Below are 14,642 nucleotides of genomic sequence, written 5' to 3'. Positions count from 1 at the left end.
GGTTCCTGCCCCCGGTCCGGGACCTGCGGACATGTTTCCGGGTGGCGTCCGGGCAGCAGACTCGGGGGCGAATGACCGGCGAAATTGATTGGCCAGCCGAAGGAGCGCGTATGCCGTCGTACCTCACCCCGGGCGTGTACGTGGAGGAGGTCCAGTCCGGTGCCCGGCCGATCGAGGGCGTCGGCACGGCCGTCGCCGCCTTCGTCGGCTTCGCCGAGACCGGGCCCTTCCACGAGCCCACACTGGTGACCAACTGGGACCAGTACGTCCAGCGGTTCGGCGGCTTCACCGAGGGCACCTACCTGGCGCACTCGGTGTACGGCTTCTTCGCCAACGGCGGCGGCTCCGCCTACGTGGTGCGGGTCGGCGACCCGGCCCGGCGCACGCCCGGCGCGGCCCCCGCCGTCACCGCGGCCCCGCCCGTCGAGATCGCCGGGTTCCTCTTCTCCGCCCTGCCGGGCGCGGGCGCCGAGGTCTCCGTCGAGGTCGCCGACCTCGAGGGGGAGAACGTCCCCGAGGACCGCTTCCGGCTGCTGGTGCGCCGGGGCGCCGAGGTCGCCGAGACGTACGACGTCTCCACCCGCAAGAGCACCAAGGGCTACGTCGTCACCCAGCTGCGCGAGTCGAAGCTGGTGGCCGTCGCCGAACAGCCCGGCACCGCGCCGAGCCGCCCCGAGCGCCGCACCCACGCGCTGGCCGCCGCGCCCGCGCCGGCCGCCGTCCCGGCCGGCCGGCTCGACCCCGCCGAGTACGTCGGCGACGCCGCCGCCCGGACCGGCTTCGGCGGCCTGGAGGCGATCGACGAGATCACCATGGTCGCGGTGCCCGACCTGATGAGCGCCTACGAGGGCGGCGACATCGACGACGAGGGCCTGCGCACCGTCCAGCTCGCGGTGATGTCGCACTGCGAGCAGATGGGCGACCGGATCGCCGTGCTGGACCCGCCGCCCGGGCTCAACGCCCAGCGGATGCGCACCTGGCGCAACGACGAGGCGGGCTTCGACTCCCGCTACGCCGCGCTCTACTACCCGTGGATCAAGGTGTTCGACCCGGCGAGCGGCCGCAACGTGCTGGTCCCGCCGAGCGGGCACGTCGCCGGGGTCTGGGCGCGCAGCGACGCCGAGCGCGGCGTGCACAAGGCGCCCGCCAACGAGGTCATCCGCGGCGCGGTGGACCTGGAGCTGCGCCTGAGCAAGGGCGAGCAGGACCTGCTGAACCCGATCGGCGTCAACTGCGTGCGGGCGTTCCCCGGACGCGGCATCCGGATCTGGGGCGCGCGCACCCTCTCCTCCGACCCCGCGTGGCGCTACCTGAACGTGCGCCGGCTCTTCAACTACCTGGAGGAGTCCATCCTCCTGGGGACCCAGTGGGTGGTCTTCGAACCCAACGACGACCGGCTGTGGTCCAGCATCCGCCGGAACATCACCGCGTTCCTCACCGAGGAGTGGCGGCGCGGGGCCCTGTTCGGGCAGACCGCGGCCGAGGCCTTCTACGTCAAGTGCGACCGCGACAACAACCCGCCGGAGTCCATCGACCTCGGCCAGGTGATCTGCGAGATCGGCGTCTCCCCGGTGAAGCCCGCGGAGTTCGTGGTGTTCCGGCTGTCCCAGTTCTCCGACAGCACGAGCCTCGTCAACGAGTGACAGGCCCGGTCGGCACCACCCCCTCGGCACCCCTCGGCACCCCTCGCATCGGAAGGTGACACAAACCCATGGCTGAAGGCGATCCGCTCTCCACACATATCTTCGGCGTCCAACTCGGCGGCTACAACGTCGAGTCCGTCAAGGAGATCAGCAACCTGACGGTCGAACAGGACGTCGTCGAGTACAAGCAGGTGACCCAAGAGGGCAAACTGATCGTCCGCAAGCAGCCCGGCGCCCGGCTGCCCGGCGAGGTGACCATCACCCGCGGCCTGGACAAGAGCGGCGCGTTCACGGACTGGATCAAGGAGACCCTCAACAACGGGGCGATCAACACCGCGCGGCAGAACCTCACCATCGAGGTCAAGGACACCACCGGTGCCACCCTGCGGCGCATCCAGCTGACCAACGCCTGGGCGAGCCGCTGGGAGGGCCCCACCCTCAGCGCCGGCGAGTCCAGCGCCGCGACCGAGACCGTGACCATCGTGTTCGAGGAGATCTCGGTCGAGTGAGGCGGAAGATCGGGCTGGATGAGCTGCTGGAACGGGCTCCGGCCCCGCAGAACACCGCGCCGCAGCAGCAGGCCCCGGCGGCAGCGGCGGCGCAGCCCCGGGGGCGGGCGCCGCACACCGAGTTCGAGTTCGAGCTGCCGCTCGGCTACGTGGACGACGAGGGCACCGTGCACCGGCACGGTGCCATGCGCCTGGCCACCGCCCGCGACGAGCTGATGCCGCAGATCGACCTGCGGGTCAAGGAGAACCCGGCGTACCTCAGCGTGGTGCTGCTCAGCCACGTGATCACCAGGCTGGGCGACATCACCGACGTGCACGCCGGGGTCGTCGAGCGGATGTACGCCACCGACGTGGCCTTCCTCCAGGACCTCTACCAGCGGATCAACAGCGAAGGCCACACGCGCGCCGCGGTGACCTGCCCGCACTGCGACGGCGCCTTCGAGGTCGACCTCGCCGGTGGGCGCCTGGGGGAATCGTGACGTACGCGCCTGCTCGGCTGTACGAGGAGATCGCGTACATCGCGTACCACTTCCACTGGCAGCGGGAGGACATCCTCGACCTGACCCACCGCGAACGCGGGCAGTGGGTCAGGGAGATCGCGCGGCTCAACACCCGCATCAGCGAAGGCGGGTGAGCCGAATGGGGCTCCGGGACTGGATCGGCCGCCGCAGCGGCGGCGAGGCCGGGGGCGGCGGTGGTGCCGCTTCCGGCGCCGCCTCCGACCGTACTGCTTCCGGCGGCGCCGGTGGCCCGGGCGCGGCCGCTCGGCGGCGCCCGGCGGCCGGGGACGGGGGCTGGCGCGCGGTCGCGCCGCTGGTTCCGACCCTGGCCGGGCCGGGCCACGGCGTCAGCGACGGCCTGAGGTTCCGGTCCCGGCTCACCGCCTGGCAGGACCCCTCGCTCTGCGGCCCGCTCGGCCACGCGGTGCTGCCGACCGCCCCGGTCGGCATCCTGCGGGCCGTGGCGGCGCCGGGCTCGCCGGCCCCCGTCCGCACGGGCGGGGACGAGCTCGTGGTACCGGTCGTCCCTCGGGATGCCGGGGCCGAAGAGCCGCCGGAGGGCGGGCAGTCGGGCGCGGCCTCGCAGGACCGTCCGGTCCAGCGGTCCGTCCGGCTGCGGCGGCTTCCGGTGCGGTCCGGACCGCGACCGGCACGCGCGGGCGGCGCCGGGCGCCGAGCGGCGGGGGAGGGCGCCGGCGGCGGCGTGCCGAGGCCCGCTGCGACGACGACGCCCGGTGTTTCCATGCCTGGACCGAAGTCCGTTGTGGAGAGGGAGAGTTCACCGACGAGCGCCGCCGCGACGCCCGGCGCGGAAGCGCCGGGCGGGCCGGCTCCCGTCGCGGCGACGTCCGAGGCGGTCACCGCCTCCTCGCGCCCGAAGGACGCGGCGGTGCGGGCGGACCGTCCGGTACGGCCGCGTTCCGTCGGAGCCCCGCTGGTCGTGGCGCGGCGCCCGAGGTCGCTGCCCGCGCGGCCCGTGGCGGTCGTCCCGGGGCCGGTCGGCAGGCCGGAGGCGGTGACCGAGCCGGAGAGTCGGAGCGTGGACGCGCCGCCGTCCGCAGCGGTGACGGGAGAACCCGTCAAGGGCGGCGTGCGCCGCCCGTCCACGAGCGGCGAAGCCGCCGAACGGACGACGGCGCCAGGCCCGGCCGGCGCCCCCGCGCCCCCGCGGAACGGGCGCACCGAAGGCGTGGTCCAGCGTTCCGCCGCGACCGGTGCCGCCGCACCCGCCCGCCCGGTTCTCGGCGCGCCGTTGACCGCGCTGCCCGCCGGCGCCACACCTCTGGCCACCGACGGTTCCCGGGCTCCTGGCGCCGCCTCGGCACCCACGGCCATGCCCGTCGTCCCCGCCGACGCCGGGGCCGGGTCCGACCGTCCCGAGGCGGGCGGGCGCGACGATGTACGTCCGTCCGCGGACGGGAGCCGTGGCACGGCCGGCTCGGCCCGACGCATCCGTACGGCCGGGGAGTCCGCCGGCCCCGCGCCGTCCCGGCCCGAGCGTGGCTCCACCGGTGGCGCACCCGTCCAGCGCACGCCGTCCTCGTCGCCGACCCCCGAGCGCGCCGTGCCGGTCCAGTCCGAGCCGGCCCCTGAGCGGCGGAGCGGGTCCGCCGAGGGCGTGCCCGTGCAGCGCACAGCGTCCGCACCCGCCGCCTCCTCGCCCGCACCGCAGGCGCCGGCACCCGAGAGCGTCGTGCCGGGCCGGCCCGATCCCGCACGTGGCGGCCGGAGTGGCTCGGTCGAGGGCGTGGCCGTTCAGCGCACTCCGTCCGGGGCCGCCACCGCCATGCCCGCATCGCCGGCTCCGTCGCCCGATCGCGCCGTTCCGGTTCAGCCGGACCCGGTCCCGGCCCCGGTCTCTGCCCCTGCCCGTACGCGCGGGGGCCTGGGCGCGCCGCTCGACGCGCTGCCGCCGACGGCGTCCGTGCCGGGAGGTGCTGCGCCGCTGCTCGGCGGGCGCCGACCGGTCCAGCGGATCACCGCCCCGGCTGCGGGCGACGCCGCGCCTGCCGTCAGCGCGCCGACGGCGGGTGAGGGGCTGCCCGTGCAGCGCGCCACCCCGCGCCCCGGCGACGGCCCGGCGGAGGCGACGTCCCCGTTCCGCAACGGTGGTGACGGGCGGTCGGCAGACCCGGCCGTCCCGGCCACCTCGACCGCTCCGACCCTCCCGGCCACCCCGACCGCCGGTGGCCACGGTGCGCATCCGGGTGCGGCGGTGCCCAAGACCCCCCGGGGGACGACGGCTGCCTCCGGCGCGCAGCCGACCGATCCCGGGACGCGACCCGTGGGCGCCCCACCCGCGGCAAGCAGCCGCCCGGTGGTTCCCGTGACGGTTCCCGCGCGCCGGTCCTCCGGCGGCCTGGGCGTGCAGCGAGCCGTTCAACTCATCGGACAGAGGCGCGGGTTGCTCGGGGACCGCCGGATGACGGTCGCCCTCGCCGCGGCGCCGGCACCGTTCGCGCCCGCCGCCGCCGCCGGATCGGCGCCGACGCCACCCGCACCCGTGGTCCGGGCCGTCTGGCCCGCCGCGCTCGCGTCCTCTCCGGACAGCGAAGCGCCGGCCGCACCGGCCGCCGCCGCTCCGCAGCACTCGCGGTCACAGGCGCGGCGCTCGCCGGGCGCCGGGGCCGGCGGCGCAGCGGCCAGAGGGTCGGCCTCGCAGCCGGGTTCGGTGCGAGTCCCCGGCCCGGCCGCGCCGCGCGGCGGCGTCATGGCCGCCGTGCAGCGCGCGTTCTCCCGACGGCCGCCGGAACGGCCGGGGGCCCGGACGGCGGCCGGTCACCCGTCAGCGCCCGCGGGTCCGCCGGCACCTGGCACCGCCCCGGTCGCGCCCGCACCGGCGGACGCGGCCCGCGTCCTGCCCCGTCCATCCCGTGCGGCGGTCCTGACCGCGGGCGCTCCGGCGCTGCCGCAGCCCGGCGCCACGAGCGCGGGCCACCCGGCCGTACAGCGTTCCGCCAGGCCGACGTCCGGTGGGTATCCGAACCCCGACGCCCCCGGTGCCTCCCGTGCCCTCGGTTCGCCGTTCGCCACGACGGCCACCCCGCGCCCGCCGGTCGTCCGGCTCGGGCCCGTGACGGCCGCGCCGATCCAGCGCCTGCCGGCCACGTCCCGGCTCCCGCAGCCGTCCCCGGTGCAGCCGTCCGCCGTCGCGGCCCCGGCGGGCACGAGCCGGCCACCGGGCCCACAGCCCGCCACCGCACTCGCACCGTCGCCCGCGCTCGTCGTCTCCCGGGCCCTGCCCGCAGGGCACACCACCAACGCCCCGCCCGCCTCGCCTGCCCCGCCCGCACCGACCTCGCCCGCCACGGCGCGGCTGTTGCAGCGGGTGGCCGAGCAGACGGGCCTGACCGGGGTTCCCCTGACCGCCGTGCCCGCGCGCACACCCACCACCGTGCAGCTCGCCACGCCGGCCCGACCCGCCACGCCGGGGGCCCCGTCCGCCGCCGGCACCCCGGGCAAGCCCCCCGCCGCACCGGGCGCCGAGCGGCGCGCCGACCCCGCCGACCTCGACGAACTGGCCCGGCGCCTGGTCGAACCGGTCGGCCGGCTGCTGCGCACCGAGTTGCGCAGGGGCCGGGAGCGCAGCGGCAAACCGTACGACATGCGCCGCTGAGCCCGGGCCGGACCGCGGACCGGACCGTGGACCGAACCGCAGGCGACAACGCGGGCGACAACACGGACCAGAGCGTGGACCAGGCGGACGGCCGACAGCGGGCCGAAGCAGCGACGTGACCGGAAGCAGGGAGCAGAAGCGATGACCGACAACATCTTCGCGTCCAGTGTGTTCTTCAGCCTGACCATCGGCGGCAACGACCTGGGCGAGTTCACCACCTGCTCCGGTCTCGGCGCCCAGGTCGAGATCGAGCAGTACGCGGAGGGCGGCAACAACGGCTTCGCGTGGCAGCTGCCGGGCCGCATCACCTGGTCGAACATCACGCTGACCCGCGCGGTCACCGCCGACACCACCAAGATCGCCCGCTGGCTGTCCGAGATCGTCCGCAAGGTCGAGCCGAAGGACGGCGAGATCGTGGCGCTGCGTCCCGACCTGAGCCGGATCGTCGGCTGGCAGGTACTCGGAATCGTCCCGGTGCGCTGGGAGGGGCCGTCCTTCGACCCCGCCAACTCCCAGGCGGCGATGGAGACCCTGGAGATCGCCCACGCGGGCCTGCGCCCGTCCTGATCCCACCGCACGCCCGGCCCACCTCCGCCCCCCTCGCCCGACAGCCCGACCCACGGAAGGAGCACCAGGATGTCCCCAGCGGTCCCCGCCAGCGTCACCCGGGCCCAACTGACCATCATGGAGCCACCGTCCACGGTCGGCGCCCAGCCCGGCGGCACGCTCGCGCAGCTGCGGCTCCAGTTCAACCCGGCGACGCTGGTGCTGAGCAAGACCACCGAGTGGCGGCGCACCCCGTCCCGGATGGCGGGCGAGTCCGCGCTGCCCGAGTTCGTCGGCAGCGGTCCGCGTTCGCTCTCCCTCGACGTGTTCCTGGACTCCACCGCGACCCACGACAACTCGGTGGAGCGGGCGGTGGAACAGCTGATGACGGCGTGCGTGCCCACCCCGGCCAGCCTGGCGCGCAAGACGCCGGCCAGCCCGTGGATCCGGCTGGACTGGGGCACTCTGAAGACCACCTCGTTCAACGGGGTGCTGACCGGCCTCTCGGTCACCTACTCGCTCTTCGACGTCGACGGGAAACCGCTGCGGGCGGTCTGCTCCCTGACCATCGACGAGGCCAGCGTCGACCCGGCCGGCCAGAACCCGACCTCCGGCTCGCCGGAGGCCCGCAGCACCCACCGGGTGATCGCCGGCGACAGCCTGCCGATGCTCGCCTGGCGCGCGTATGGGGACGCCACCGCCTGGCGCACCATCGCGGAGGCCAACGACATCGACGATCCGCTGACGCTGGTCCCCGGTGCGGAGCTGATCGTGCCGGGCATCGAGGAACTCACCCAGAGCCACAGCCACACCCAGACCCAGGGCGGACGGCCATGACCACTCCCGAGGCCCGCGGCGGCCGCTCCTTCGCCGCCGATCCCGTCGTCGAGGCGCCCGGCCCGCTGCCGCCGATCTGGGCGACCCAGCTGGTCTCCTGCGACATCGAGGAGAGCGTCGGCCTGCCCGACACCGCGGTGCTGTCCTTCCGGGACGCCGACCACACCTTCCTCTCCGCCACCGGCATCACCATCGGGACCCCGCTGAAGGTCTCCGTGGTCACCGTGCAGGGCAACACCCGGGCGCGGCTGTTCACCGGCGAGGTGACGGCGCTGGAGCTGGAGGTGGACACCACCGGCTCGTACACCGTGGTGCGGGCCTCGGCGGTCACCCACCGGCTGATGCGCGGGCGCCGGGTGAAGGCCTTCCGGAACATGACGACCGCCGACATCGTCCGCCAGGTCGCCTCGGGCGCGGGCCTGACCTGCGGGAAGGTCGACTCCTTCCCGGTCGTCCACCAGCAGCTCTCCCAGGCGAACGTCCCGGACTGGGAGTTCCTCCAGTTCCTGGCGCAGGAGAGCGGCGCCCAGGTGCGGGTGGACGACGACGGCAGGCTGGAGTTCGTCCGGCCCGACCCCGCCTCCGGCGCGCCGGCCCCCTCCACCCCCGCGCCGCAGAACCCGCTGGTGCTGGAGTACGGCCGCAACCTGCTGGAGCTGCGCGGCGTGCTGACCGGTGCGGGAGGAGCGGACACGGTCGAGGCGCGCGGCTGGAACGTCACCACCAAGAGCGCCCTGGTCGCCACCGAGCCGGCGGTCACCTCCCGGACGGTGCAGCCGGGGATGAGCCCCTCGGTGGTGGCCTCCGCCTTCCCCGGCCGGACCAGGCTGACCGTCGCCGACACCCCGTACCGCACCCAGGCGGAGACCGCCTCGGTGGCCCGGTCGCTGGCCGCCTCGGTGGCGGCCGGCTTCGGCGAACTGGAGGTGGTCGCCGAGGGCAACCCGCGGCTGCGGGCCGGCACCGCGGTCGCGCTGGGCAACGTCGGCGCCGCCTTCTCCGGCCGCTACACCGCCACCGGGGTGCGCCACCTGCTCGAACCGTTCCGCGGCTACCGGACCACCGTGGTGGTCAGCGCCGCCCCCGACCGCTCGCTGGCCGGGCTGACCAGCGGCGGCAACGCGCCGCCCCGCGGGCCGCGGATGCCCGGCCTGGCCGTTGCCGTGGTCACCGACGTCCGGGAACCGGGCGGCGGGCAGCGCGGCTGGGTGAAGCTCAAGTTCCCCTGGCTGGACGACACCTACGTCTCCGACTGGGTGCGCACCGTGCAGTGGGGCGGCGCCGGTGGCGGCGGCGTGGTCACCCCCGAGGTCAACGACGAGGTGCTGGTCGGCTTCGAGCAGGGCGACCTGGACAGCCCGTACGTGCTGGGCGGGCTCTACAACGGCGTGGACCGGCCCTCCCCGCACGACGTGCCGTTGGTCGACGGGGCCTCCGGCAAGGTCAACCGCCGCTCGGTGGTGTCCCGTTCGGGCCACCGGATGGAACTGCTGGACGTGCCGGGCGGCAAGTCCGGCGTCCGGCTGGCGAGCGGCGACGGAAAACTGGAGGTCAGCCTGGACCAGCAGCGCGGCGAGATCGTGCTGACCGTCCACGGCCTCGGCGGCGGGGCCGGCAGCACGGTGCGGCTCTCCTCCTCCGGCATCACCCTGGACGCGGGCACCGGCGCGGTGAACGTGCGCGGAGGCTCGGTCACCGTCCGGGGCACGACCTCCGTCACCGTGGACGGCGGCGCCGAGGCGGTGCTCAAGGGAGCCTTCGTCCGGATCAACTGACGACGGTCCGAAGGCAATTGACGGAACGTCAAGAAGCAATGACAGTACGACGAGTGCCCGTCACCGGCGGGCACCGCAGGAAACGGAGACCGCACATGCCCCCCGCAGCCCGGACCGGCGACCTCACCGACCACGGCGGCGCCCTCACCACCCCGCCGCCGGGCGCCCTCAAGGTGGCGACCGTACTGATCGGCGGCCGCCCCGCCGCCGTGGTCGGCAGCGTCCACGCCTGCGTCGTCCCCCCGCACCTGGCCCTCGGCCCCGGCAACCTGGTGCTGCCCTCCCCGGGAGCGGTGACCAGGGGCGTGGTGCTGATCGGCGGCCTGCCCGCGGCCCGCATGGGCGACAAGACCACCTGCGGCGCCACCATCACCGCCGGCGCCTTCAACGTGCTGATCGGGGGTTGAGCATGAGCGGCAGTTTCATAGGCCGCGGCTGGGCGTTCCCGCTGCGGGTGAACGCCACCGGCGGCATCGCCATGGTGGAGCGGGACCGGGAGCTCGCGGAGGCGATCCGCCTGATCCTCGGCACCGCCCCGGGAGAGCGGCCGATGCGTCCCGAGTTCGGCTGCGGCATCCACGAGTACGTCTTCGCCCCGGGTGACAGCACCACCGCCGGGCGGATCGCCCGCGAGGTGCGCATCGCGCTGGAGCGCTGGGAGCCGCGGATCGAGGTCGACGACGTGGTGATCGCCTTCGACAGCGCCGAGGAGGGCACGCTCTACATCGACGTCCACTACACCGTGCGGGCCACCAACGACCGCCGCAACCTGGTCTTCCCCTTCTACACCATCCCGGAGCACCCGGGCGCGGACTCCCTCGACACGGTCGCCGGGGGTGTGCGCTGATGGCCCTGCCCTCCCCGAACCTGGACGACCGCCGCTTCCAGCAACTCGTCGACGAGGCCAAGCGCTACGTCCAGCAGCGCGCCCCGGAGTGGACCGACCACAACGTCTCCGACCCGGGCGTCACCCTGATCGAGACCTTCGCCTACCTGGTGGACCAGCTGCTCTACCGGCTGAACCGGGTGCCGGAGAAGAACTACGCCGCCTTCCTCGACCTGCTCGGCATCCGGCTCTTCCCGCCCGCCGCGGCCCGGGCCGAGGTCGACTTCTGGCTCTCCGCGCCGCAGCCCGAGACGGTCCTGCTGCGGGCCGGCACCGAGGTCTCCACGCTGCGCACCGAGACCGACGACGCGGTGGTCTTCTCCACCGCCGAGGACCTGCCGATCGTGCCCAGTTCGCTGGAGCGGCTGGTGACCGTCTCCGCCTCCGGCGAGCAGTCCGACGGCACGGCCCGGCTGGCCGACGGCGCGGACGTGCCCTGCTTCCAGCCGCGCCCGGCGCCCGGGGACGCCATGCTCTTCGCGCTGCCCGCCGTGGTGCCGCGCTGCATCCTGATCGTCCGGCTGGACAGCCGGGTGGAGGGCGTCGGCGTCGACCCGCGCCAGCCCCCGCTGGCCTGGGAGGTCTGGGACGGCGCGCGCTGGATCGCCTGCGAGACGGGCAGCGACACCACCGGCGGCCTCAACCGGCCCGGCGAGGTGGTCGTCTTCGTGCCCGCCGGGCACACCGCCTCGGTGGTCGCCGGGCGACGGGCCGGCTGGCTGCGCTGTCGGGTCACCGAGCCGCAGCCGGGCCAGCCGTTCTACTCCGAGTCCCCCACCGTCCGCAGGGCCGAGGTGTTCACGGTCGGCGGCACCGCCACCGCCGTCCACGCGCAGACCGTCACCGACGCGCCGCTCGGCGCCTCGGAGGGCGTCGCGGGCCAGCGCTTCCGGCTGGCCCGGCCGCCGGTGCTGCTCGACGGCGAGCCCCCGGTGGTCGAGGTCACGGCCGGCGAGGGCTGGGAACGCTGGACGGTCGTCGAGCACTTCGGCGAGTCCTCGCCCGCCGACCGGCACGTGGTGCTGGACGCGACCAACGGCGAGTTCCTCTTCCCGCCCGCGGTCAGGGAGCCGGACGGCGGCCTGCGCCACTTCGGCGCCGTGCCGCCCAAGGGCGCCCGGCTGCGCGTCCCGCACTACCGCACCGGCGGCGGGATCGCGGGCAACGTCGCCCGCGGCACCGTCACGGTGCTGCGCAGCTCCGTCCCGTACATCGCCCGGGTCGACAACCGGGAGGCGGCGCGGGGCGGGGTCGACGGCGAGACCGTGGAGAACGCCAAGGCCCGCGCCCCGCACCAGCTGCGCCTACAGGAACGCGCCGTCACCGCCGGGGACTTCGAGCTGATCGCCCGGCAGGCCGCGCCGTCCGCCGCCCGGATCAGCTGCGTGCCCGCCGGCGGTGCGGAGCCGGGGGCGGTGCGGGTGCTGGTGGTCCCCGAAGCCGTCGCCGACGAGGGCGACCGGCTGCGCTTCGAGCAGCTGATCCCCGACGAACAGCTGCTGGCCGCCGTCGCGGGCGCCCTCGACGAGCGCCGGCTGATCGGCACCCGGCTGGTGGTACAGCCGCCCGCCTACCAGGGCGTGACGGTGGTCGCCCGCCTCACCACCCGCTCCGCCGACCCCGACCGGGTCCGCGAGGAGGTGCTCGCCGCGCTGTACCGGTACCTCAATCCGCTGCGCGGCGGCGCCGACGGCGAGGGCTGGCCGTTCGGCCGGGCGGTGCAGTACGGCGAGGTGTTCGCGGTGCTCCAGCGGGTGGCCGCCGTCTCGGGCGTCGAGGAGGTCCGGCTGTTCCCGGCCGACCCGATCACCGGACGCCGGGGCGCGCCCACCGAGCGGGTCGAGGTCCCGCCGGACGCCCTGGTCTTCTCCCACCAGCACCAGGTCGTGGTCACCGCGGTCGCCGAGGACGGGCCGTCATGACCCGAGCCGCCGTCCCCGGCCTGCCCAGCCCGCACCCGATCGGTGAACTGCTGCCCGCGCTGTTCGCCGACGACGACTTCGCCCAGCGGTTCACGGCCGGCCTGGACACCGTCCTCGCCCCGGTCTTCGCGACCCTGGACAACCTGCCCGCCTACTTCCGGCCCGGCCTCGCACCCGCCGACTTCCTCGACTGGCTGGCCTCCTGGGTCGCCGTGGACGTGGACCCGGCCTGGCCGGTGGAGGTGCGCCGCGCGGTGGTCGAGCGCGCCGTGGAGCTGCACCGCTGGCGCGGCACCCGCCGCGGCCTCACCGAACGGCTGCGGCTGGTTCTCGGCGCCGGAGCCGAGATCGTGGACGGCGGCGGCGCCTCCTGGTCCACCGACCCGCGGGCCGCGCTGCCGCCGGCGCCGAGCGGCGACGTCCTGGTCCGGGTCTGGCCACTGAGCGGACCGGCACCGGACGAGGAGCAGGTGCGGTCCGTCGTCCGGGCGGGCTGCCCGGTCCATCTGACCTGCCGGGTGGAGATCCTGCCCGGCCCACCCGGGCGAACGGAGGACTGACGGATGCCGGTGTGCCCCGAATGCGGAACGGCCAACGGCGAGGGGGACGACTTCTGCGGCAACTGCGGCGCCTACCTCGGCTGGTCGCGCGGCGCTGCCCCCGCCCCGGCGGCGGCGCCGACGGCCGCGCCCGTGGCGGCGCCCGCCCCCGCGCGGGCCGAGCCCGAGCCCGAGCCCGCGCCCGTACCCGCACCAGAGCCCGCGCCCGCGCCCGTCGAGTCCGCCCGGCGGAGCACCTCGCGCCGGATCGCGCGCCCCAAGGCCGAAGCCAAGCCGGACACCAAGCCGGACACGAAGGCCGAAGCCAAGCCGGACACGAAGGCGGCGCCCAAGCCGGAGGCCAAGGAGGAACCCGAGGCGGAGGCCAAGCCGGAGCAGCCGCCCGCCTCGCCCGCCGAGCCCCGGTCGCCCGAGCCCCCGCCCGCCGAGCCCCGGACGCCCGAGCCCCCGCGCCCGAGCACCGCCCCCGTCCGGCCGGCTCCCGCGCAGGCCCCGGCTCCCGCCCCCGCGCCGCAGGCCGACCCGGTGGCCGTCCAGCCCGCCAAGCCCGTCGCGCCACGTCCCGTCAGCCGGCCGGCCGAGGCCGTCGAGACCCAGGACGGCCCGCCCTGCCCCCAGTGCGGCACGCCCAACCTGCCCGAGCGGAAGTTCTGCCGCCGCTGCGCCGCCCCGCTGACCCCCACCGCGGCCGCGCCCGAGCTGCCCTGGTGGCGCACCCGCTGGCCGTTCCGGCGCCGGGTGCGGATCGGCGGTTCGGGCAACGCGCTGCGCCGCACCATCGCGCTGCTCGTGCTGATCGCGGTGGTGATCGCCGGGATCCTGCTGTACCCGGCCGGCAAGGTCGCCTTCCAGGACGTGTTGGACAAGCTCCGCAGCACCGCGCCGGTCACCCCGTCCGCCACGGCGGCGAGCGCCGCCGTCGAGGGCCATCCGGCCACGGCCGCGGACGACGGCCTCACCAACACCTACTGGGGGGCGCCCGCGATCGGGGACTCCGTCACCTTCTCCTTCCGCACCCCGTTCCGGCTGGTCGACCTGATCGTCCACACCGGGGACTCGGTGGACCCGCAGCACTTCCAGCAGCAGGCCCGCCCGATCGTCCTCTCCCTGGAGGTCACCGCCGAGGACGGCGAGGTCCACACCCAGCAGGTCCCGCTCAACGACCGACCCGGACCGCAGACCGTGCAGACCGGACTCAGCGACGTCACCCAGGTGAAGCTGACCGTCCGGGAGGCCGCCGGAACCGGTCCCGGCCGGGCCATCGCACTCGCGGAGGTGGAGTTCTTCAAACGCAGCTGACCCCCGGTCCGTCACACCGCGTGCTCCCAGAGGTCCAGTCCGGCCCGGAGGAGTTCGCGCACGGCCGCGGTCTCCTCCTCCGTCCAGGCCCCCTCCCCGGCGGTCGGTTCGAGCGCGTCACCGCCGAAGACCTTCTCGTAGGCGCTGTCGTGGACCGGTCCCTGGGAGGGAAGGCGCGGGCCGGACTTCAGGCTGTGGGCGAGGTCCTCGAAGAAGTTCCACGCGTCCAGCAGCAGTCCGGCCGGCACCGGGCCGAGCCCGGGGTGCTCGACCCAGCGCCGTACGGCGGCCAGGTCGAGCGTGCCTTCGCCCTCCTGGACCAGCTCCCGACCGTGGCGGTCGCAGTGCTCCCGCAGCGTCTCGAGGTCCCGGAACGCGAGGAGTGCGCCGCGGTCGTCGATGAGGAGCTCATCGGGTGCGTCGCCCTCGCCGGGGCTCCAGATCAGCGTCAGGTCCCCTCTCCTGGTCGCGATGCGGTACGGATAGTAGTCGGCCATGCGGAGTCTCCCGTGGTGTCGCGGCGGCACCCGCCGCGTGGGCCATCCTGCC

General features: G+C 75.4%; 14 protein-coding genes. 13 read left to right on the top strand and 1 reads right to left on the bottom strand.

The features are described from left to right. Nucleotides 1–110: 110 nt before the first annotated feature. The 13 genes from ACFWP2_RS23560 (at nt 111) to ACFWP2_RS23500 (ending at nt 14,093) form a co-directional block, all read left to right on the top strand. Nucleotides 111–1,643, top strand: a complete 1,533-nt coding sequence (locus ACFWP2_RS23560) for a phage tail sheath family protein (RefSeq protein ID WP_380454498.1) — start codon at nt 111–113, stop codon at nt 1,641–1,643. 68 nt (nt 1,644–1,711) lie between these two features. Then, nucleotides 1,712–2,152, top strand: a complete 441-nt coding sequence (locus tag ACFWP2_RS23555) for a phage tail protein (protein ID WP_030290301.1) — start codon at nt 1,712–1,714, stop codon at nt 2,150–2,152. Beyond that, a complete protein-coding gene (locus ACFWP2_RS23550) occupies nt 2,149–2,631 on the top strand; it encodes a hypothetical protein (RefSeq protein WP_380454495.1) in 483 nt (160 codons plus the stop codon). Before ACFWP2_RS23555 ends, ACFWP2_RS23550 begins: the two co-directional genes overlap by 4 nt. Then, nucleotides 2,628–2,786, top strand: a complete 159-nt coding sequence (locus ACFWP2_RS23545) for a DUF6760 family protein (protein ID WP_181970396.1) — start codon at nt 2,628–2,630, stop codon at nt 2,784–2,786. The genes ACFWP2_RS23550 and ACFWP2_RS23545 overlap by 4 nt, the downstream gene beginning before the upstream one ends. 2,939 nt (nt 2,787–5,725) lie before the next feature. Continuing rightward, nucleotides 5,726–6,268, top strand: coding sequence for a hypothetical protein (locus tag ACFWP2_RS23540; RefSeq protein WP_380454493.1), 543 nt, complete (start codon nt 5,726–5,728; stop codon nt 6,266–6,268). A 141-nt stretch (nt 6,269–6,409) separates the two neighbouring features. After that, nucleotides 6,410–6,835: a phage tail protein gene (locus ACFWP2_RS23535; RefSeq protein WP_359830489.1), complete on the top strand. Its 426-nt coding sequence runs from the start codon at nt 6,410–6,412 to the stop codon at nt 6,833–6,835. Nucleotides 6,836–6,904: 69 nt separating this feature from the next. Then, nucleotides 6,905–7,651, top strand: coding sequence for a LysM peptidoglycan-binding domain-containing protein (locus ACFWP2_RS23530; RefSeq protein ID WP_380454490.1), 747 nt, complete (start codon nt 6,905–6,907; stop codon nt 7,649–7,651). Then, nucleotides 7,648–9,426 carry a VgrG-related protein gene (locus tag ACFWP2_RS23525; RefSeq protein ID WP_380454488.1) on the top strand — a complete coding sequence of 593 codons (1,779 nt, stop codon included), beginning with the start codon at nt 7,648–7,650 and terminating at the stop codon, nt 9,424–9,426. The genes ACFWP2_RS23530 and ACFWP2_RS23525 overlap by 4 nt, the downstream gene beginning before the upstream one ends. Before the next feature lie 95 nt (nt 9,427–9,521). Further along, nucleotides 9,522–9,833, top strand: a complete 312-nt coding sequence (locus ACFWP2_RS23520; protein ID WP_380454486.1) for a PAAR domain-containing protein — start codon at nt 9,522–9,524, stop codon at nt 9,831–9,833. A gap of 2 nt (nt 9,834–9,835) precedes the next feature. Further along, nucleotides 9,836–10,273, top strand: a complete 438-nt coding sequence (locus tag ACFWP2_RS23515; protein WP_380454484.1) for a GPW/gp25 family protein — start codon at nt 9,836–9,838, stop codon at nt 10,271–10,273. Next, nucleotides 10,273–12,234, top strand: a complete 1,962-nt coding sequence (locus ACFWP2_RS23510; protein ID WP_380454482.1) for a putative baseplate assembly protein — start codon at nt 10,273–10,275, stop codon at nt 12,232–12,234. The genes ACFWP2_RS23515 and ACFWP2_RS23510 overlap by 1 nt, the downstream gene beginning before the upstream one ends. After that, the gene (locus tag ACFWP2_RS23505) at nt 12,231–12,794 is read left to right on the top strand and encodes a phage tail protein I (protein ID WP_380454480.1); all 564 of its coding nucleotides are present in this window, start codon (nt 12,231–12,233) and stop codon (nt 12,792–12,794) included. The genes ACFWP2_RS23510 and ACFWP2_RS23505 overlap by 4 nt, the downstream gene beginning before the upstream one ends. A gap of 3 nt (nt 12,795–12,797) precedes the next feature. Beyond that, nucleotides 12,798–14,093, top strand: a complete 1,296-nt coding sequence (locus ACFWP2_RS23500; protein WP_380454478.1) for a zinc ribbon domain-containing protein — start codon at nt 12,798–12,800, stop codon at nt 14,091–14,093. An 11-nt stretch (nt 14,094–14,104) separates the two neighbouring features. On the opposite strand, the gene ACFWP2_RS23495 is transcribed toward ACFWP2_RS23500, so the two are convergent. Beyond that, nucleotides 14,105–14,590 carry a hypothetical protein gene (locus ACFWP2_RS23495; protein ID WP_380454476.1) on the bottom strand — a complete coding sequence of 162 codons (486 nt, stop codon included), beginning with the start codon at nt 14,588–14,590 and terminating at the stop codon, nt 14,105–14,107. Between the last annotated feature and the right edge of the window lie 52 nt (nt 14,591–14,642).

The organism is Kitasatospora sp. NPDC058444 (assembly GCF_042721415.1).
Lineage (GTDB): Bacteria > Actinomycetota > Actinomycetes > Streptomycetales > Streptomycetaceae > Kitasatospora.
Note: the sequence above shows the minus strand (reverse complement) of the source record. Positions and strands in the feature narration are given on the sequence as shown.

Coding starts and splice junctions, on each gene's coding strand:
- ACFWP2_RS23505 (WP_380454480.1), top strand. CDS start 12,231: ATGACCCGAGCCGCCGTCCCCGGCCTGCCCAGCCCGCACCCGATCGGT.
- ACFWP2_RS23535 (WP_359830489.1), top strand. CDS start 6,410: ATGACCGACAACATCTTCGCGTCCAGTGTGTTCTTCAGCCTGACCATC.
- ACFWP2_RS23495 (WP_380454476.1), bottom strand. CDS start 14,590: ATGGCCGACTACTATCCGTACCGCATCGCGACCAGGAGAGGGGACCTG.
- ACFWP2_RS23500 (WP_380454478.1), top strand. CDS start 12,798: ATGCCGGTGTGCCCCGAATGCGGAACGGCCAACGGCGAGGGGGACGAC.
- ACFWP2_RS23520 (WP_380454486.1), top strand. CDS start 9,522: ATGCCCCCCGCAGCCCGGACCGGCGACCTCACCGACCACGGCGGCGCC.
- ACFWP2_RS23560 (WP_380454498.1), top strand. CDS start 111: ATGCCGTCGTACCTCACCCCGGGCGTGTACGTGGAGGAGGTCCAGTCC.
- ACFWP2_RS23510 (WP_380454482.1), top strand. CDS start 10,273: ATGGCCCTGCCCTCCCCGAACCTGGACGACCGCCGCTTCCAGCAACTC.
- ACFWP2_RS23515 (WP_380454484.1), top strand. CDS start 9,836: ATGAGCGGCAGTTTCATAGGCCGCGGCTGGGCGTTCCCGCTGCGGGTG.
- ACFWP2_RS23555 (WP_030290301.1), top strand. CDS start 1,712: ATGGCTGAAGGCGATCCGCTCTCCACACATATCTTCGGCGTCCAACTC.
- ACFWP2_RS23525 (WP_380454488.1), top strand. CDS start 7,648: ATGACCACTCCCGAGGCCCGCGGCGGCCGCTCCTTCGCCGCCGATCCC.
- ACFWP2_RS23530 (WP_380454490.1), top strand. CDS start 6,905: ATGTCCCCAGCGGTCCCCGCCAGCGTCACCCGGGCCCAACTGACCATC.